The organism is Neptunicoccus cionae (genome assembly GCF_014643735.1).
Classification (GTDB): domain Bacteria; phylum Pseudomonadota; class Alphaproteobacteria; order Rhodobacterales; family Rhodobacteraceae; genus Amylibacter; species Amylibacter cionae.
In genome coordinates this window covers 80790-98449 of the sequence record NZ_BMKA01000004.1, presented here as the reverse complement: position 1 = coordinate 98449, position 17660 = coordinate 80790, and the positions used below count along the sequence as shown (strand labels likewise).

Here is a 17660-nt window from a genome sequence, read left to right as displayed (position 1 = left end):
TCCCCCATGCCAGCCCCGAAAAACACGTTCAAACAGGCCCTCAAAGACGGCGACCCGCAAATCGGCTGCTGGCTCGGGCTGGCCGACCCCTATATCGCCGAGATCAGTGCCGGAGCAGGGTTTGACTGGCTGCTGATTGACGGGGAACATGCGCCAAACGACCTGCGCTCCATTGTGGCGCAGTTGCAGGTGATCGCGGGGCGTCCCGCCCATCCTGTGGTCCGTCCGCCGATTGGCGAGGTCTGGATGATAAAACAGCTTCTGGATGCAGGCGCGCAAAGCCTGCTGGTGCCGATGGTGGAAACAGCCGAACAGGCGCGCGAACTGGTGGCGGCTGTGACCTACCCGCCCCACGGTTTGCGCGGTGTAGGATCAGCGCTCGCCCGTGCGTCAGATTTTTCGGGGATCGCGGATTATCTGACCACTGCCCGCGATGAAATCTGCCTGTTGGCGCAGGTGGAGAACCAGAAGGGTATGGAGGCGCTGGATGACATTCTTGCAGTGGAGGGTCTGGATGGCGTGTTCATCGGTCCGTCCGATCTGGCGGCGGATATGGGCTACATCGGACAGGCCGGTGCGCCAGCGGTGAAAACGGCTGTGCTGGATGCGATGGAACGGATCGTCGACAGCGGTAAAGCGGCGGGTATCCTGACCCTTGATACCGAATTACAGGAAAAATGCCGTGATTTGGGGGCAACTTTCATCGCAACCGACATCGATGTGACCCTGTTCGCACGAAATATGCGGGCCAGTGCAGAGCGTGCGGGTACCCTGCGGAAGGGCTAACCCAACCGGCGGATCGCATCCTTTAAGGTCATCCCTGCGCAGATTCCGTAGTCCGCTGCGGTCTGATTGGCGGCGCTGATTACGCCGGTTTCCAGTGCGGATGCGCTGTTGCCGATCTCGCAGCTGTGACAGTCCAAAGTTACCGCGGCAATGGTACGCCGGGCGAGCGCGGGCAGACGCGATAAACCAATATTGTTTTTGCCGATCCCGGCGTCCGAGAAGCTGATGAACCGTGCCTCCGCCTTACAGGCGCGGGCCGGATTGCCGCCGATCAGTCCCCCGTGGGAGCCCGTCACAATGATGCGCCCGGCGTCCTTGGCTGTTATAAGGGAGGCTGAATCTACGCACAGAACTTCAAGACCGTGCACGGTGACGACATCGCTTTCTTCTGGAACAGCCTCCATCATTCCGGCCGGTTCTGGTGCTTCGGACAGCAGTTTCGTAGCGTCTTTAACTGACAGTCCGGTTATAATCCCCAAACGCTGGGCCACCGGATTGGCATATGAAATTATTCCGTTGTCATAACTGTCCTGCGCCGAACCGATTTCCGCGCTCATACAGTCTACGGCACATCCTGCCATCCCCTGATCCGACAGCGCCCTTATTCCCGCAATACCTGCGTCATTCAGGCCTTTACCGGCATCATTCAAAATAACCGCGCGCAGTCCTGCACGGGATGCACAAGCGGCGGCAAACATCCCGCCGTGAGAGCCGCTGATCCCGATCCGCCCCTGCGCATCTGCATCAGCATCGGTAATCGAGTCATAGAATCGTAGTCCAGAAATCATGTTCCAGAAGATAATTCGTTTGACAGGTGTAGGCAATATATTCCTATTATCAAAACAAAGGTTCCGATAAAAGGAATGGGGAGGGATTGTAGTGTCGTTGGAAGCGCCGGTAGGCTCTATTGCCCGTGCACGCAATGTGCTTGGCGCGCTGGCGTCCCAGCCCCTCGGGGCGAGCCTGACCGAGATCATGGCACAGACCGAATTTACCAAGACCACAACCCATCGCGTGCTCGCATCACTTTTGGCGGTGAACTATGTGTATCAGGACCCCGACACGCGGAAGTATCACCTCGGCCATGCGCTGGCGTCCCTTGCGCGGGTGGCAAACCGGTCTGATCTGGCAGCACTGGCCAAACGCAGCATGCGCCGGATTGCGGATGCCTGTGAGGATACTGTGTTTCTGTCTGCCCCCGAAGGTGCAGCGTCGATTTGTGTCTGTCGCGAACTCGGCGCGTTTCCAATCCGCACACTGACGCTGGACGCGGGCAGCCGTTTGCCCCTTGGGGTCGGTGCCTCCGGTCAGGCGCTTTATGCGGTCACGGACAAACCCAAACGCCGCGCGGCGGCACGGGCAAATGTGGCTTGGATGGCAGAGTATAATTATACACCGGAAAAGGTCGAAGCGCTGGCCGAGGATTTTCATGGACTGGGTTACGCGTTGAACCCGTCTATTCCGGTTCAAGGCATGAGTGCGGTCGGCCTTCCGATCCTGACCAAAAGCGGTCGGGTCTGCGCGGCCTTCGGCATTGGAGCGATTAACGAGCGGATGAGCACGGAGCGTATTGAGGGGGAATTGATCCCGCTGCTGCGCCGCGAGGTAGAGGTGCTCTCTGATAAATTCACGATATTGGATCAGGAGGGGTTATTTTGAGCCTGTCAAATTTCGACCGAGAGGCGGGGCTGGCGCGTTTGCGCATGATGGAGCGGATTCGCGCGTTTGAGGAAACCGCCCGCAGCGCGGCGATAGACGAGGAACTGGTGCTTGGCGCGATCCATCTGTCGATCGGGCAAGAAGCTGTTGCCACCGGAGTGATCGAAACCCTGCGGCGGGATGATTACATCCTGTCCACCCATCGCGGCCACGGCCATACGCTGGCCAAAGGGGCGCAGGCGGATGCCATGATGAAGGAGCTTCTGGGGCGCGAAGGGGGATGTTGCGGCGGCAAAGGCGGGTCCATGCACATCGCGGATTTCGGTGTTCGGATGCTGGGCGCAAACGGCGTTGTCGGTGCCAATATCACCATCGCGGCGGGGGCGGCCCACGGGATTAAACTGCTCGGTGGGGATCAGATCGTGGTCTGTTTCTTTGGGGACGGCGCGTCCAATCGCGGGCCGTTTCTGGAAGGGGTGAACTGGGCGGGCGTGTTTAATCTGCCGATCCTGTTTGTCTGCGAAGACAACCAGTATTCCGCATCGACCCTGACCAGTGACATGACCTCTGGCAACATCGCGGACCGTGCCCGTGCGCTTGGGTTGCGCACCACCGAAGCGGATGGCAATGACGTGACAACTCTGGCGGCAACTGCAGCAGAGATCACTGCGCGCATCCGCGAAACCGGCACGCCGGAATTCCTGATGGCCAAGACCTACCGGATCAGCGGCCACACCTATTTCGATCCCGCCACCTACCGCCCTGAAGGGGAGGCAGAACGGATGCAAGCCACCACATGTCCCATCGCCCGCCAGCGTGAAGCGCTGGTTGCGGCGGGAGTGCCGAGCGCGGAACTGGACGCTTTGGCGAAAGAGGCCCATGCCGAAATGGACCGCGCTCTTGACGCGGCCCGATCGGCACCATGGCCTGCCGATGAAACCGCTTTCGCTGATGTGCAAGACATCGGCTCCCCCCTGCAGGAGGCGTTCTGATGCCTGTGATGAGTTATGCCGATGCCGCGAAGCTGGCGGTCGCAGAAGCCATGCGCGACGATCTTACAGTCTGGTGCGTAGGGGAAGATCTGGGCCGTGGGGGTGTGTTCAAACAATACACCGGACTGGTTGAAGAATTCGGGCCGCAGCGGATTTCCGATGCGCCGATTTCAGAAGCCGCCATCATGGGCGCGGCCTTTGGTGCAGCAATGGCGGGAACGCGGCCGATTGTGGAAATGCGCTTTGCGGACTTCGCGCTTTGTGCCACCGACGAACTGGTGAACCAAATCGCCAAGGCACGTTTCATGTTCGGCGGCCAAAGCCGCGCGCCGATGGTGATCCGCAAGCCTATGGGCATGTGGCGGTCCTCGGCAGCTCAACATTCGCAATCTCTGGAAAGCTGGTACACCCATATTCCGGGTCTTGTCGTCTGTTGTCCGGCCACGCCGCAGGATAACTATTCGATGATGAAGGCCGCCATCGCCTGTGATGATCCGGTGGTGTATCTGGAACACAAAAACATCTGGGCTTCCGAAGGGGAGGTGGACACAAACCACGCTGTCGATTTCGGCAAGGCCGCCCTGCGCCGTTCCGGTCGGCATGTAACGCTGGTTTCTTGGTCCCATACCGCGAATGTGTGTGTCGAGGCGGCGGAAACGCTCGCCCATCAGGGGATAGAGGCCGAGGTGATCGACCTGCGCAGCCTTTGGCCTTGGGACAAGGCGGCGGTATTTGACAGCGTGCGCAAGACCGGACGTTTGCTGGTGGCCCATGAAGCGGTGTCTGTCGCCGGTTTCGGTGCCGAAGTGGTGGCCACCGTAGCTCAGAATATTCCGATGAAAGCCCTGCCCAAACGTCTGGGCAGTCCGCGCGGGCTGATTGCCTATGCGCCAAACCTTGAAGACCAGATGCGTGTGACTGCACCGATGATTGCAAAAGCCGCGCAAGACATGATGGAGAACGAACCCGCATGAGTAATACCAATGAAATGACAGGGGGCGAAGCGCTCGTCCGGATGCTGCTGGCCCATAACGCGGGGCCGATGTTTGGCATGGGCGGCTTCCAGTTGCTGCCGTTTTACGATGCGGCGCGGCGGCTGGGGCTGGATCACAACCTGATCAACGACGAACGCTGCGCGGTGTTTGCAGCAGACGCCTATGCCAAAGTGTCTGGCCGTGTTGGGCTGGTGGATGCCACGCTTGGGCCGGGGGCGACGAACCTTGTGACCGGACTGGTTGAGGCGCTCAATGCGGGCAGCCCGATGGTTGCGATCATTGGCGATGCACAGCGCGATCACGCGGGCAAGAATATGACGCAGGAAACCGATCAGGTGTCCATCCTGCGCCCCGCCTGCAAGGAATTGCTGCGGGTCGAGGCGATCCAGCGCATCCCCGAAATCATGCGCCGCGCCTTTGAGGTTGCAACATCAGGCCGCCCCGGTCCGGTGATTGTCGATGTGCCCGAAGACATCGCCCACGGGCTTTATGGATTTGAGGAGTCCGATTTTGCGGTAGATCCCGCCCATGAATCCGCCCCCGCGATACGGTGTCGTCCTGCGGCGGAACCGCTGGCTAAGGCCGCAGACCTGATTGCCGCTGCCAAACGCCCGATCCTTTTGTGCGGTGGTGGCATCCATATTTCCCAAGCGACCGAAGCCGTCACCCGCTTTGCGCAAGAAAACGCCATCCCCGTTGCCCACACCATGAGCGGTAAGGGCGCGATTGCCTGCACCTCCGATCTGTCGGCAGGGCTGTTCGGGCGCTATGACCGGATTGCCAATGATCTGATCGCAGCGTCTGATTGTATCATTGTCGCAGGGTGCAAGCTGGGCGAGATTGCCACCAAGCGGTTTACCATCCCGACCAAGGGCCAGACGGTGATCCATCTGGACAATGTGCCTGAAGAAATGGGCCGCACCTATCAGCCGACTGTAAAGCTGTGGGGAGATGCGCGGGAAGGGTTGGACGATCTGTGCGATGCGCTTTCCGGTTCAGCCGCTGAACAGCGCAAAACGCGGGAAAGCTATCTTGCCGAAATCCCTGCCAAGATGAAAGTCTGGCACGATGAGGTCGCAGCAGAGCGGCTTTATTCCGAAGAAACGCCAATCAATATGGCCCGCCTGATCACCGAGCTGAACAACCACCTGCCCGAAGATGGCCACCTGATTGCCGATGGTGGATTTGCGGCCCATTGGGGTGGTTTGCTGTTCAACTCTAAAAAAGCGCGGCGCACGTTTGTACCGGATCGCGGGTTTGCCTCTATCGGGTACGGTTTGCCCGGTGCGATGGGCGCTCAGCTTGCCAACCGCGATGCGGTGGTTGTGGGGTTGACCGGCGATGGCGGGTTTAACATGGTGCTCGGAGAGCTGGAAACAGCGCGGCGAATGAAGCTGGGTGTGACAGTGATTGTCGTGAACAACGCGGCTTCGGGATATGTAAAGGCGCTGCAACACCTTATGTACGGGGAAGGGAATTACCAAAGCTCTGATCTGGCGGAAACGAATTACGCCAAACTGGCCGATGCGATGGGCTGTCACGGTATTCGGGTAGAGGACCCGTCGAAATTGGCAGACGCGCTGAAAGAGGCTTTTGCGGAAACCGACAGACCAAGCGTTATTGACGTGATGGTCACGCGCGATCCGGCAAAGATGCTGCCCGCCGTGGACAACCGGACGGTGCAAGTGAAGAAAGGCGACCGTGTGGCCTGATACACGATAGATTAACAACTTTTATTTGATTGGGAGGAGATCAATATGAAACGTAACTTTACCATGGTGGCCTGTGCCACCGCATTATTGGCCGGAACAGCAGGGGCCAAGGACATCGAAATGCAGTCGATTTTCCCACAGTCCCTGCCGTTGCTGGGCAAGCCGGCCTGGGATGTATCCGAACGGGTAGACACGCTGACGGCAGGCGGCATCAAGTTCGACGTGAAAGCACCGGGTGAAATTGTCTCTACGGGCGAGGTCTGGGATTCCGTTTCCACAGGCGCTGTCGAAAGCTCGTGGTATTCCATCGGCTTTGCAGAAGGCGTAGTGCCTGCCGCGCCGCTGTTTACCACTTTCCCTTTCGGTCCTGACATCAAGGAATACGCCGCTTGGTGGTATTATGGCGGTGGTCAGGACAAATGGTCCGAAATGACCGAGTCTCAATACAACATTAAAACAATCCACTGTTCCACACTGGTGCCCGAAGCATCGGGTTGGTTCCGCGACGAGATCAAAACGCTGGACGATCTGAAGGGCAAGAAGATGCGGTTCTTCGGTCTGGGCGCGTCTGTTATGGGCAAGATGGGGGTAGAAGCCCAGTCTATGGGTCTGGCCGATACAATGTCCGCGCTGAATACCGGTGCGATTGACAGTGCGGAACTGGGCTTTCCGTTTCTTGATAACATGGTCGGCATGTATGACCACGCCAAACACTACTACTTTCCGGGCTGGCACCAGCAAACCAGCTTCCTGAGCGTGATTATCAATCTGGATACATGGAACGATCTGAGCGATCAGGAACGCGCCATCATCGAAACCGCCTGCGAAGCACAAGTGCTGAAAACGATGGCCGAAGGTGAAGCGGTTCAGCTGGAGCCGCTGGCGAAAATGCAGGCCGAAAACGGTGTGATCGTGCACGAATGGCCAGCAGAAATCCTTGACGCTTACGAATCCGCATGGACCGAAGTGGCTGCAGAAAAATCCGCAGCGGATGCGGATTTCAAATCCACTTGGGAAAGCATCCAGACCTTCCGCAAGGACTACTCCGAGTGGAAGAACATCGGCTACCTGAAGTAAGCTGCACATGTAAGACCGGTCCGGCGGGGGAACTGCCGGACCGGATTTGCCTAAGGGGGGAACATGCACACCAGTCTGAAAATCGCTTCGGCGCTGACCACCATTTGCGACTGGGCCGCACGGCTGGCGGCGGTGCTGCTGTTCGTTCTGGTTGGCGTCATTATGTACGATGTGGTCGGGCGCAAGTTTTTCTCTACCGGATCATTCAAATTGCAGGAACTGGAATGGCACCTTCACGGCGTCATCGCGGTGTTTGCCTTTGGGTATGCCTATACGCGCGACGCCCATGTGCGGATTGATGTGATTGCAGGCAAGATGACACCACGCTTCCGGCTCTGGCTGGAGTTCTGGGTCGTTGTCCTGCTGGTCATCCCCTTTTTCCTGTTTATCGCGTGGTACGGCTATGAATTTGCGGCCCGCGCGTTTGAGCGGGGCGAAGGCGCAAACGGCGGACGCGGCTTGCCCCATCGCTGGATTATCAAATCCGCCGTGCCGATTTCCGCAATTCTGACCATTGCGGGTTGTACAGCAGTCGCCCTGCGCATTCTGGCCACACTGAAACGGCCCGATCTGATGACACAGACATTCCTTGAAAGAGGCCTATGGAAACGCTGACCGAATTCCTGCCCGCGATCATGTTTCTAAGCCTGATCGCAGGGCTGTTTACGGCCTTGCCAGTGCCGATTGTGCTGGCGGCTGTGACGCTGATCTTTGCTATTATCGCCCTTGCTTTGGGGGAGATGCGGTTCGTGCATCTGTCCCTTGTACCGACGCGGATTTACGGCGGGGTGATTGACAATGCGGTGCTGGTGGCCGCGCCCATGTTCATTTTTATGGGCGTTGTGATGGAGAAAACCCGCATTGCCGAAGACCTGTTGCTGACCCTGCAAAAGCTGCTGGTTCGGGTGCCAGGTGGTCTGGCGCTGGCGGTGGTTTTGATGGGCACCATTCTGGCGGCCGCGACAGGGATCATCGGGGCATCAGTTGTGATGCTGACGGTGATGGCCCTGCCAACCATGATGCGGGCGGGATATTCCGCCCCCTTGGCCACTGGAACGGTGGCGAGTGCGGGGACACTCGGTATCCTCATCCCGCCTTCGGTAATGCTGGTATTCATGTCGGACCTGCTGTCCCTGAACCTTGCCAAAGTCTTTGTTGCCGCCTTCCTACCCGGTCTGTTCCTTGCAGCAATCTATCTGATTTACCTCGTGACCCGTTCGATCCTGCGCCCGAGCGAAACGCCGGTGCCACGCGCTCTCACCACTGACGAACGCACCGGTCTCTGGCGCGAGGCGCTGGTTTCGGTATCCTTCCCGCTGATCCTGATCATTGCCGTACTCGGCTCTATCATCGGCGGTTTTGCCAGCCCGACCGAAGCCTCTGGCGTGGGTGCTTTTGCTGCGCTGTTTCTGGGGCTGATCCGTGGACGGATCACTTGGAACGTTCTGGGAGAGGCGACCGACAGTTCCCTGCGCACCATCGCACTGCTGTTTTTTATCTTCGCCACAGCCACCGCGTTTTCCTACATCTTCCGCAAAGTGGGCGGGGATGATCTGATTGTGGAACTTGCCCGCAGTCTGAACCTCGGGGATTGGGCGCTGTTGTTCATGATGATGATCATGGTCTTTGTGCTCGGCTTTTTCTTCGACTGGATCGAAATCACACTGATCCTGCTGCCAATTTTTGCCCCCATCGTGGACCTGATGGACTTGGGCGATCACATCGCCAAGAAGGATCTGGTCTACTGGTTTACCATTCTTGTCGCGGTGAACCTGCAAACCTCTTTCCTGACGCCGCCCTTTGGCTTTGCCCTATTTTATATGAAAGGTGCGGCGGGCAACCTTGTGGAAATGCGCGACATCTATCGCGGGATTATCCCCTTTGTGCTGTTGCAAGTTGCTGTGCTGTTCATCCTGATCTGGCAACCGGAACTGGCCATGTGGCTGCCCAGCAAGGTGCTGGGGAATTGAGCCGGATGGCAGACAAACGGGTCGCCATAATCGGTGCCGGATCGTCTGGCGCTGGGTGGGGCAACGGCAAGGCCACGGCGGTTCTGTTTGCGCGGGAGGGCGCGAAAGTGCTGTGCGTAGACCGCGTTGCGCAGGCCGCTGAGGAAACCGCAGCCCTGATCCGCAAAGAGGGTGGTATCGCCGAAACTGCTGTGGCGGATGTGTCCGATCCTGACGCTGGGGGGCAGGTGGCAGACCGCGCGAAATCGCTTTGGGGCGGGCTTGATGTGCTCGATTATAATGTGGGCATCAGCCAGCAGGGCGGTGTCTTAGAAACCACCGACGCGGATTGGGACCGCGTTTTTGACATCAACCTGACAGGCGCTTTGCGCATGACGCGGGCCGTTCTGCCGCTGATGCGCGCGCAAGGGAGCGGATCGCTGATCTATGTCTCCTCGCTGGCGGCGGTGTATTCCGCGCCCTACAGTTATGTGTCCTATGAGGTCTCTAAAATGGCACTGGTACGCTTTGCCCGCTCTGTCGCGCACGAGAACGCCAGCTACCAGATCCGTTCCAATGTGATTCTACCCGGAGTGATCGACACGCCCCATGTTACCGCCTTTGTGGATTCCAAAACCGACCCCGAAGAACTGGCCGCAAGACGGGCCGCGATGGTGCCGATGGGCCGGCAGGGCAGCGCGTGGGATGTGGCCAAAGCGGCCTTGTTTTTAGGGTCCGATGACAGTGCCTATATCACAGGGGAGTCCCTGAAAGTGGATGGTGGTCTGACCGCCTGACATGCCAAAGACCGGTCCAAAAAATCGGACCGAATTGCCCATTGCACGGCGGTGCGAACTGTCCTAACCATTGGCACAGACAAATTTTATCCGTCGGGGAGCCCACATCGGGCTGAGAGGTGTTCGCACCGACCCGTCGAACCTGATCCGGGTCATACCGGCGTAGGGAACGGGTACACTGCACAGGCGAACTCCGCCCGCAGTCCTTTCTTTTCGCTGGTCATCCCGTTAAACGATGGAGACAGACCAGTGACCGGCAAAACACCGATAGCGCTTAGCATTGCAGGGTCCGACAGTGGTGGCGGGGCAGGCATTCAGGCAGATCTAAAGGCGTTCTCCGCCAATGGTGTTTATGGGGCCAGTGTGATCACCGCGATCACTGCGCAGAACACACAGGCGGTCAGCGCAGTACATGAGGTGCCCGCCGATGTGGTCGCCGCGCAGATCGAGACGGTTCTGGCCGATCTTCCGGTGAACGCAATCAAGCTCGGCATGTTGTTTTCTCCACGCATTATTGATGCAGTGGCTGCGCAGCTTGCTGATTTCCAAGGTCCAATCGTTGTTGATCCGGTGATGATTGCAAAATCCGGCGATGCGCTGCTGCAAGAAGCCGCGATCAATGCGATGCGCGAAAAAATCCTGCCCCTCGCAACTGTACTGACGCCGAACCTGCCCGAAGCTGCAACGCTGCTCGGCTCCGCGGAAGCACAGACACCTGAAGCAATGGCAGAGCAGGCGAAGGCCCTGATGGCGCTTGGCCCGCGGGCGGTTCTGATGAAAGGCGGGCATTCCAGCGGCGACACCTGCACAGACGTTCTGATCGGGCAGGGGGCTGGTCCGCTCACCCTCTCTGCTCCGCGCGTGCACACCCGCAACACTCACGGCACAGGCTGCACCTATTCCGCTGCGATTGCGGCAGAGCTGGCCAAGGGCGTTGATCTGTCCGGCGCGGTGACAGCGGCGCACAGCTATTTGCAAGCGGCGATCAGGCCAGCGGACCAACTTTACATCGGGGCGGGGCACGGTCCGGTGCATCATTTTCACGGATACTGGACATGACAGAAGTCAGCATCATCGGCGCAGGGGTGGCAGGGCTATGCGTGGCCCGTACGCTGCTGGATCGTGGTGCGCGTGTCACCCTGATTGACCGCCAGCGCGAACCCGGTCCAGCGGCCTGTTCATGGTGGGCGGGCGGGATGCTCGCCCCTTACTGCGAAGGCGAAAGTGCCGAGGAACCAGTCGTGCGTCTGGGACAGGAAGCGGCCACTTGGTGGCAGGCCAAGACGCAAGCGGTCCACCGGCAGGGATCGTTGGTCGTGTCGCCGTCACGGGACCGCGCTGAACTAACCCGCTTTGCCCGTCGCACCACCGGATTTCGCGAAGTTTCAGGGGCTGAGATAGAAGCACTTGAGCCTGATCTGGGAGGGCGGTTTTCCAAAGGTTTGTTCTTTGAGACAGAGGCCCATCTTGCCCCACGCGAAGCCTTGCAGCAGTTGCGCCAGTCCGTACTGGCGGACGGCGCGGAATTTGTTGAGGCCGATGCAGACCCTGCCGATTATGCTGCCCAAGGACTGACGGTGGACTGTCGCGGGTTTCAGGCCCGCACCGATCTTACGGACCTGCGCGGCGTAAAAGGTGAGATGCTGGTGCTGTCCTGCCCTGACGTGTCCCTGTCCCGCCCGATCCGCCTACTACACCCGCGTATCCCGCTGTACATCGTACCCCGCGGTGACGGAATTTTCATGCTGGGTGCCACCATGATCGAAGGGCAAGCGGGCCAGCATGTGACCGCCCGCGCCCTGCTGGAACTTCTAAGTGCGGCTTATGCAATCAACCCCGCTTTTGGCGAGGCAGAGGTGCTGGAGATCGGCGTCGACAGCCGCCCTGCCTTTGCTGACAACCTGCCCCGCATCCGCCAGAGCGGCAATCTGATCCGCGCCAACGGGCTGTACCGGCACGGTTTTCTGCTGGCGCCTGCACTGGCGCGAATGGTGGCAGAGCGGATTTTTGACAAGACAACTCCGGAGGTGATGGATGAAACTGCAACTTAACGGCGCAATGATTGAAACGCAGGCAGAGGTGCTGGCGGGTTTGCTGGATGAACAGGGCTTTACTGGCGCGAAAATCGCAACGGCTGTGAACGGGGACTTTGTGCCTGCCCCTGCACGGGCTGCGCAACCCCTGAAAGATGGCGACCGGATCGAGGTGCTTGCCCCGATGCAGGGGGGCTAGGACATGCTCGATTTCTACGGAACCACCCTTGCCAACGGCTTCATGCTGGGCACCGCGCAATATCCGTCCCCTGCGATCCTTGCGGATGCGTTCCGACGCAGCCAAGCCAGCGTTGCGACAGTCTCCCTTCGTCGTGAGAGCGGGCAGGATCGGGCGGGGCAGGACTTTTGGCAGATGATCCGCGCGCTGGACGTGCATATCTTGCCCAACACAGCGGGTTGTCACAGCGTGAAAGAGGCTGTCACTACCGCCCATATGGCGCGGGAAGTGTTTGATACCAAGTGGATCAAGCTTGAGGTGATAGGAGAAGAAGACACGCTGCAACCGGATGTGTTCGGACTGGTAGAGGCTGCGCGTATTCTGACCGAGGACGGTTTTCAGGTCTTCCCTTACACCACCGAAGATTTGGTTGTGGCGGACCGTCTGCTGCACGCCGGTTGTGAGGTTCTGATGCCTTGGGGTGCACCAATCGGGTCGGGTCTGGGGTTGAACAACCTGTTCGGATTGCGGGCCATGCGCGCCCACTTCCCCGATGTGCCACTGGTGATTGACGCGGGTCTGGGCCTGCCGTCACAAGCGGCGCAGGCGATGGAACTGGGCTTTGATGCGGTGCTGCTAAACACTGCTGTCGCCAAGGCCGGAGACCCCGCAGCTATGGCCGAAGCCTTCGCCATCGCAATCCGCGCAGGGCAGTTGGCCGCCACTGCGGACCCAATGGAACCCCGCGACATGGCGGCCCCTTCAACCCCTGTAATCGGAAAGGCGTTTCTGTTATGAAGCTCGACCGTTTTTACCCCATTTTTGACAATGCAGATTGGCTGGAACGGCTGGTGCCTCTTGGCATAAAGCTGGTGCAACTGCGCATCAAAGATCGAACTCCCAACGAAATCCGCCATCAGATTAGATGCGCAAAAACTGTATGCGCACAGAACGACTGCGTTTTGGTCATCAACGATTACTGGCAAATCGCGATCGAGGAAGGCTGCGACTGGCTGCATCTGGGGCAAGAGGATCTCGACACCGCCGATATTCCCGCCATCCGAGCTGTGGGATTACGGCTTGGGATCAGCACCCACGACAGGGCAGAACTGAACCGCGCGCTGGATTTGACACCGGATTACATCGCCCTTGGCCCGATTTACCCGACCATTCTGAAAAAGATGAAGTGGCACGAACAGGGGGTGGATCGTCTGACAAAATGGCGTGACCGGATTGGCAACACCCCCCTGATTGCCATTGGCGGCATGTCCATTGACCGCGCTGCCGGTGCCTTTGACGCGGGGGCAGATGTGGTGGCGGCGGTGACAGACATCACCCTGAACACCAGACCCGAGGACCGCGTTCGCGCGTGGTTGGAAGCCACCCGATGAACCGGTATGAAAGACAGATGATCCTGCCCGAAGTGGGCGCAGAGGGGCAGGCGGCTATCTGTGCGGCCCGTATTCTTGTGGTCGGGGCAGGGGGGCTTGGTGCGCCGGTCCTGCAATATCTTGTCGGTGCCGGAGTGGGGAACATCAGGCTGGTGGACAGCGATACGGTTTCCCTGTCGAACCTGCATCGCCAGACTCTGTTCCGGCAGGACGATGTCGGCAAATGGAAGGCTGAGGCCGCCGCCGAAACCATGCGCCGATTGAACGGGGATTGCACGGTTACTCCCCTTGTCAAAGTGCTTGACCCGCACAATGCGGTTGAGCTGGTGGGACAGAGCACACTGGTGCTGGATTGCGCAGACAGTTTTGCTGTCAGCTATGTTTTATCGGATATTTGCCTGCGCCAAGGTGTGCCGCTGATCAGCGCCTCGGTGCTTGGTTTTGCCGGATATGTGGGCGGATTTTGCGGCACTGCGCCATCGCTGCGGGCGGTGTTTCCTGATCTGCCAGACCGCGCTGCCACCTGCGCAACGGCGGGTGTGATGGGGCCTGTTGTGGGACTGATCGGGGCGGCGCAAGCACAAATGGCGTTGGGGGTGATGATCGGGCAAAAACCCTCACCGCTTGGGCAGGTGATCAGCTTTGACATGCAGCGTTTTCACAGCGGTGGTTTCCGCTTTGACATGGCACCCGAACCTGTCGCGGACCTGATGTTTATCGCCGCGCCGCAGATCGCAAGGTCGGATTTTGTCGTGGACCTGCGTGGCAAGGACGAGGCACCTGCACCCGTCACCGCCACCGCGCAGCGCCTTACAGTTGCGCAGTTCGCGGCGGAAAACCCGAAACCGCTAACCGGCCAGCGGGCCGTTTTTGCCTGTCGCTCCGGCCTGCGGGCCTGGAATGCGGCGACACACCTGCGGTCCTACTGGGACGGCGAAATCTCTTTAATAGCTCTTGGCGATACGCCAGAAATCGAAAGGTAAACTTATGAAACTGACTTCCCTTGTTGCGGCGTTCTCGCTGACGGCTTCACCCTTGCTGGCGCAGGACAAGATGACCCTTCTTTTGGACTGGTTCGTAAACCCCGACCACGGGCCGGTGATTGTGGCGCAGGAAAAAGGCTATTTTGCCGATCAAAATCTGGAAGTGGAGATCGTCGCGCCCGCTGATCCCTCCGATCCGCCCAAAATGGTTGCGGCAGGTAAGGCGGATCTGGCGATTTCCTACCAGCCCCAATTGCATCTGCAAATCCATGAAGGTTTGCCCCTGCAACGGGTTGGCACACTGGTGGCCACGCCGCTGAACTGTCTACTGGCGCTGGAAGACGGTCCGATCAAATCCCCGGCGGATCTGGCGGGCAAGAAGGTTGGCTTTTCCGTGGGCGGCGTGGAAGAGGCCGTGCTCGGCTCTATCCTGCGCCACAACGGATTATCGCTGGATGATGTGGAACTGGTGAATGTGAACTGGTCCCTGTCGCCATCTCTGATGTCGGGTCAGGTGGATGCGGTCATCGGCGCGTACCGGAATTTTGAGCTGAACCAGATGGATATCGAAGGTGTCAAAGGCAAGTGTTTCTTTGTCGAGGAACAGGGCCTGCCCGCCTATGATGAGCTGATCTATGTGGCCAACACGGACACGATGGACAAGGACATGATCGCGCGTTTTCTGGCCGCGACCGAGAAAGCCACCCAGTACATCGTCAACCACCCGACCGAAAGCTGGGAGATTTTTGCCTCTACGTCTGCGGAATTGCAGGACGAGTTGAACGCCCGTGCTTGGGTGGATACCGTGCCCCGTTTCGCGCTGCGCCCCACTGCAATGGATGCGGGTCGCTATGCTGCGTTTGAACGCTTCCTAAAAGAGGCCGACCTGATCCCAGCCGAAAATCCTGTTTCTGCAATCGCTATTGATGTGACGGTGAAATGAGTATGGCTGATTATGGTAAAACCTTTGGACTGCTCCGGACAGGGGCAGGCCAGACTTGGACCGACTACACTTACCACGCCTTTGTCGAAGGATTGAAGGACGGCAGCCTGCCGCGTGAATCCTTTCTGCATTATCTGGTGCAAGACTACGTGTTCTTGGTGCATTTCGCCCGCGCGTGGTCGCTGGGTGTGGTGAAATCCGAAACGCAGCAGGAGATGCGCGTTTGTGCGCAGACGGTAGATGCCCTGGTCAATCACGAGATGTCGCTACACGTGAAAACCTGCGCCGCCGCGGGTATTGACGAGTCCGCCCTGTTTAACGCGGCAGAGGCGGATGCGAACCTTGCCTACACCCGCTATGTGCTGGATGCGGGGGTGCAGGGGGATTTCATCGATCTGATCGCGGCGCTTGCCCCTTGTGTGATGGGTTACGGTGAAATCGGGGTGCGGCTGGCGTCGGATAAATCCGCAGATACGCCCTACGCCGAATGGATCGCAACCTATGCGGACCCCGACTATCAGGCGGTTTGTGCGACGGTCGGGGAGATGCTTGATGATGCAGTCGCGCGGCGTATCGGGGATCTAAAAATCTCGCCGCGCCGCGCCGCTGTTCAGGCGCGATTTACCAAAGCCACAGCACTTGAAGTCGGCTTCTGGCAGATGGGATTGTCCCCGCAATGAACCAGCCGCCGGGGATAAAGCTGTCAGGGCAGCACCATTTGGACGGGCAGTTGTTGTTCAAAGCCGAACTGGAGCTGCCCGCCGGTGCGTGGACCTGCCTTTTAGGGCGGTCCGGTGTAGGAAAGTCGACCATCCTGCGGTTGATCCTCGGGCTGGACACTGGCGGGGTGTTTGACGGCAACATCGTTGCGAGTGACGGTGCGCCGCTGGATCGGCGCATCGGATATATGGCGCAGTCCGATCTGTTGTTGCCGTGGCTTACAGTGCTTGAAAACATCTGTATTGGCGCACGCCTGCGCGGTGCATCGCCTGATCTTGACCGCGCGCACGCCCTGTTGGCGCGGGTCGGTCTGGCGGATCGTGCGGGCGCAAAACCTGCTGCCCTTTCGGGTGGAATGCGACAGCGTGCGGCCCTTGCACGCACCCTGATGGAGGATCGCCCCGTGGTGTTTCTGGACGAACCGTTTTCGGCGCTGGACGCTGGTACACGGGCGGATATGCAGGAGCTCGCAGTAGAGGTTCTGGCTGGCCGCACCGTTCTCCTTGTCACCCATGATCCGGCAGAGGCGACACGGCTGGCCGATCAGATTGTTGTGCTTTCTGCAGAGGGGGCGACCCGTTGGCCGGTGCCCTCCACGCCGCCGCTGCGCGGTCTGAGCGATCCTGAAACGCTTCGCTGTCAGTCCCGTTTGCTGGATCACCTGCGCGGGGTGGCGGCATGAGGTTTTTGGACATTTTGCTCGCCCTCGCGCTTGGTCTGGGGTTGTGGCAGGGGCTGGTGATCCTGACGGATGCGCCCCACTTTATTCTGCCATCTCCATTGCGGGTCGCACAGGCGATGTGGAACAGCCGCGTTATCATAGCTGAAAACGCCCTTGTCACCGCCAGCGAGGTGGCGCTTGGCTTGCTGTTCGGTTCTTTACTTGGGGTGGCGACGGCGATCCAGCTTGCCCTGTCGCGAACTGCCGAGCGGATCATGCTGCCGATCCTTGTGTTTACGCAAGCGGTGCCGGTCTTTGCGCTCGCGCCGGTGCTGACGCTGTGGTTTGGCTATGGGATGGGATCAAAAATCGTGATGGCGGTGTTGATCATCTACTTTCCTGTCACATCCGCTTTTCATGATGGGTTGACCCGTATCGATCAGGGCTACCGCGATCTTGCGCAAAGCATGGGGGCGGGTAAGTATCAGTTTCTGCGCCAGATTCAGATCCCGAACGCATTGCCCAGTCTGGGAACCGGCCTGAAACTGGCGGCGGTTTATGCCCCCATTGGTGCGGTGATCGGGGAATGGGTCGGGGCGTCCAAGGGACTTGGCTATCTTATGCTGCTGGCCAATGGGCGCGCCAAGATTGACCTGATGTTTGCCAGCCTGATTGTGCTCGCCTGCCTGACAGTTATGCTGCATATTTCCGTGGGCCTGCTGGCAACCCGACTATCACGCTACGCCGGCGGCGGTGGCGCTTTGCGTCCGGTGTGACACAACAA

General features: G+C 59.2%; 20 protein-coding genes and 1 riboswitch. Of the genes, 19 read left to right on the top strand and 1 reads right to left on the bottom strand.

Annotated features, from left to right (window positions below; genetic code table 11):
* Positions 1 to 6 precede the first annotated feature (6 nt).
* Entirely contained in the window at positions 7 to 786 is a 780-nt protein-coding gene (locus tag IEX10_RS14390) for an aldolase/citrate lyase family protein (RefSeq protein WP_188676726.1), read from the top strand.
* On the opposite strand, the gene IEX10_RS14385 is transcribed toward IEX10_RS14390, so the two are convergent.
* A complete protein-coding gene (locus IEX10_RS14385; RefSeq protein WP_188676723.1) occupies positions 783 to 1574 on the bottom strand; it encodes a hypothetical protein in 792 nt (263 codons plus the stop codon). The genes IEX10_RS14390 and IEX10_RS14385 overlap by 4 nt on opposite strands.
* Before the next feature lie 91 nt (positions 1575 to 1665).
* Between IEX10_RS14385 and IEX10_RS14380 the strand changes: the two genes are divergently transcribed.
* The 18 genes from IEX10_RS14380 to IEX10_RS14295 all read left to right on the top strand — a co-directional run bounded on the left by IEX10_RS14380 (position 1666) and on the right by IEX10_RS14295 (position 17652).
* Positions 1666 to 2445, top strand: coding sequence for an IclR family transcriptional regulator (locus tag IEX10_RS14380; RefSeq protein ID WP_188676720.1), 780 nt, complete (start codon positions 1666 to 1668; stop codon positions 2443 to 2445).
* Positions 2442 to 3437: a thiamine pyrophosphate-dependent dehydrogenase E1 component subunit alpha gene (locus tag IEX10_RS14375; protein WP_229678567.1), complete on the top strand. Its 996-nt coding sequence runs from the start codon at positions 2442 to 2444 to the stop codon at positions 3435 to 3437. The genes IEX10_RS14380 and IEX10_RS14375 overlap by 4 nt, the downstream gene beginning before the upstream one ends.
* Positions 3437 to 4411 carry an alpha-ketoacid dehydrogenase subunit beta gene (locus IEX10_RS14370; protein ID WP_188676718.1) on the top strand — a complete coding sequence of 325 codons (975 nt, stop codon included), beginning with the start codon at positions 3437 to 3439 and terminating at the stop codon, positions 4409 to 4411. Before IEX10_RS14375 ends, IEX10_RS14370 begins: the two co-directional genes overlap by 1 nt.
* Positions 4408 to 6144, top strand: coding sequence for a thiamine pyrophosphate-binding protein (locus tag IEX10_RS14365; RefSeq protein WP_188676715.1), 1737 nt, complete (start codon positions 4408 to 4410; stop codon positions 6142 to 6144). Before IEX10_RS14370 ends, IEX10_RS14365 begins: the two co-directional genes overlap by 4 nt.
* Before the next feature lie 45 nt (positions 6145 to 6189).
* Complete coding sequence (locus tag IEX10_RS14360; protein WP_229678566.1) at positions 6190 to 7221, top strand: TRAP transporter substrate-binding protein; 1032 nt, start codon at positions 6190 to 6192, stop codon at positions 7219 to 7221.
* A 63-nt stretch (positions 7222 to 7284) separates the two neighbouring features.
* A complete protein-coding gene (locus tag IEX10_RS14355) occupies positions 7285 to 7836 on the top strand; it encodes a TRAP transporter small permease subunit (protein ID WP_188676712.1) in 552 nt (183 codons plus the stop codon).
* Positions 7824 to 9191, top strand: coding sequence for a TRAP transporter large permease (locus IEX10_RS14350; RefSeq protein WP_188676707.1), 1368 nt, complete (start codon positions 7824 to 7826; stop codon positions 9189 to 9191). The genes IEX10_RS14355 and IEX10_RS14350 overlap by 13 nt, the downstream gene beginning before the upstream one ends.
* Before the next feature lie 5 nt (positions 9192 to 9196).
* Complete coding sequence (locus IEX10_RS14345; RefSeq protein ID WP_188676704.1) at positions 9197 to 9967, top strand: SDR family NAD(P)-dependent oxidoreductase; 771 nt, start codon at positions 9197 to 9199, stop codon at positions 9965 to 9967.
* A gap of 84 nt (positions 9968 to 10051) precedes the next feature.
* Positions 10052 to 10153: riboswitch (TPP riboswitch) on the top strand.
* 63 nt (positions 10154 to 10216) lie between these two features.
* Positions 10217 to 11026, top strand: coding sequence for a bifunctional hydroxymethylpyrimidine kinase/phosphomethylpyrimidine kinase (gene thiD, locus IEX10_RS14340; RefSeq protein WP_188676701.1), 810 nt, complete (start codon positions 10217 to 10219; stop codon positions 11024 to 11026).
* Entirely contained in the window at positions 11023 to 12018 is a 996-nt protein-coding gene (thiO, locus tag IEX10_RS14335; RefSeq protein WP_188676697.1) for a glycine oxidase ThiO, read from the top strand. Before thiD ends, thiO begins: the two co-directional genes overlap by 4 nt.
* Positions 12002 to 12199 (top strand): sulfur carrier protein ThiS, encoded by a 198-nt coding sequence (gene thiS, locus IEX10_RS14330; protein ID WP_188676694.1) that lies wholly within the window; start codon positions 12002 to 12004, stop codon positions 12197 to 12199. The genes thiO and thiS overlap by 17 nt, the downstream gene beginning before the upstream one ends.
* A gap of 3 nt (positions 12200 to 12202) precedes the next feature.
* Positions 12203 to 12976, top strand: a complete 774-nt coding sequence (locus IEX10_RS14325; protein ID WP_188676691.1) for a thiazole synthase — start codon at positions 12203 to 12205, stop codon at positions 12974 to 12976.
* Positions 12973 to 13569 carry a thiamine phosphate synthase gene (locus tag IEX10_RS14320; protein ID WP_188676688.1) on the top strand — a complete coding sequence of 199 codons (597 nt, stop codon included), beginning with the start codon at positions 12973 to 12975 and terminating at the stop codon, positions 13567 to 13569. The genes IEX10_RS14325 and IEX10_RS14320 overlap by 4 nt, the downstream gene beginning before the upstream one ends.
* Positions 13566 to 14552 carry a HesA/MoeB/ThiF family protein gene (locus IEX10_RS14315; protein ID WP_188676685.1) on the top strand — a complete coding sequence of 329 codons (987 nt, stop codon included), beginning with the start codon at positions 13566 to 13568 and terminating at the stop codon, positions 14550 to 14552. Before IEX10_RS14320 ends, IEX10_RS14315 begins: the two co-directional genes overlap by 4 nt.
* A gap of 4 nt (positions 14553 to 14556) precedes the next feature.
* Positions 14557 to 15495: an ABC transporter substrate-binding protein gene (locus tag IEX10_RS14310; protein WP_188676683.1), complete on the top strand. Its 939-nt coding sequence runs from the start codon at positions 14557 to 14559 to the stop codon at positions 15493 to 15495.
* Positions 15492 to 16175 (top strand): thiaminase II, encoded by a 684-nt coding sequence (gene tenA, locus IEX10_RS14305; protein WP_188676681.1) that lies wholly within the window; start codon positions 15492 to 15494, stop codon positions 16173 to 16175. Before IEX10_RS14310 ends, tenA begins: the two co-directional genes overlap by 4 nt.
* On the top strand, positions 16172 to 16897 hold the full coding sequence (locus tag IEX10_RS14300) for an ABC transporter ATP-binding protein (protein WP_188676679.1): 726 nt from the start codon (positions 16172 to 16174) through the stop codon (positions 16895 to 16897). Before tenA ends, IEX10_RS14300 begins: the two co-directional genes overlap by 4 nt.
* Complete coding sequence (locus IEX10_RS14295; RefSeq protein WP_188676677.1) at positions 16894 to 17652, top strand: ABC transporter permease; 759 nt, start codon at positions 16894 to 16896, stop codon at positions 17650 to 17652. The genes IEX10_RS14300 and IEX10_RS14295 overlap by 4 nt, the downstream gene beginning before the upstream one ends.
* Positions 17653 to 17660: the final 8 nt, after the last annotated feature.

Excerpts from the sequence above, each read along its gene's own strand:
- IEX10_RS14390 (WP_188676726.1), top strand. The coding sequence starts at position 7 with ATGCCAGCCCCGAAAAACACGTTCAAACAGGCCCTCAAAGACGGCGAC.
- IEX10_RS14385 (WP_188676723.1), bottom strand. The coding sequence starts at position 1,574 with ATGATTTCTGGACTACGATTCTATGACTCGATTACCGATGCTGATGCA.
- IEX10_RS14370 (WP_188676718.1), top strand. The coding sequence starts at position 3,437 with ATGCCTGTGATGAGTTATGCCGATGCCGCGAAGCTGGCGGTCGCAGAA.
- IEX10_RS14365 (WP_188676715.1), top strand. The coding sequence starts at position 4,408 with ATGAGTAATACCAATGAAATGACAGGGGGCGAAGCGCTCGTCCGGATG.
- IEX10_RS14360 (WP_229678566.1), top strand. The coding sequence starts at position 6,190 with ATGAAACGTAACTTTACCATGGTGGCCTGTGCCACCGCATTATTGGCC.
- IEX10_RS14355 (WP_188676712.1), top strand. The coding sequence starts at position 7,285 with ATGCACACCAGTCTGAAAATCGCTTCGGCGCTGACCACCATTTGCGAC.
- IEX10_RS14350 (WP_188676707.1), top strand. The coding sequence starts at position 7,824 with ATGGAAACGCTGACCGAATTCCTGCCCGCGATCATGTTTCTAAGCCTG.
- IEX10_RS14345 (WP_188676704.1), top strand. The coding sequence starts at position 9,197 with ATGGCAGACAAACGGGTCGCCATAATCGGTGCCGGATCGTCTGGCGCT.
- thiO (WP_188676697.1), top strand. The coding sequence starts at position 11,023 with ATGACAGAAGTCAGCATCATCGGCGCAGGGGTGGCAGGGCTATGCGTG.
- thiS (WP_188676694.1), top strand. The coding sequence starts at position 12,002 with ATGAAACTGCAACTTAACGGCGCAATGATTGAAACGCAGGCAGAGGTG.
- IEX10_RS14325 (WP_188676691.1), top strand. The coding sequence starts at position 12,203 with ATGCTCGATTTCTACGGAACCACCCTTGCCAACGGCTTCATGCTGGGC.
- IEX10_RS14320 (WP_188676688.1), top strand. The coding sequence starts at position 12,973 with ATGAAGCTCGACCGTTTTTACCCCATTTTTGACAATGCAGATTGGCTG.
- IEX10_RS14315 (WP_188676685.1), top strand. The coding sequence starts at position 13,566 with ATGAACCGGTATGAAAGACAGATGATCCTGCCCGAAGTGGGCGCAGAG.
- IEX10_RS14310 (WP_188676683.1), top strand. The coding sequence starts at position 14,557 with ATGAAACTGACTTCCCTTGTTGCGGCGTTCTCGCTGACGGCTTCACCC.
- tenA (WP_188676681.1), top strand. The coding sequence starts at position 15,492 with ATGAGTATGGCTGATTATGGTAAAACCTTTGGACTGCTCCGGACAGGG.
- IEX10_RS14300 (WP_188676679.1), top strand. The coding sequence starts at position 16,172 with ATGAACCAGCCGCCGGGGATAAAGCTGTCAGGGCAGCACCATTTGGAC.
- IEX10_RS14295 (WP_188676677.1), top strand. The coding sequence starts at position 16,894 with ATGAGGTTTTTGGACATTTTGCTCGCCCTCGCGCTTGGTCTGGGGTTG.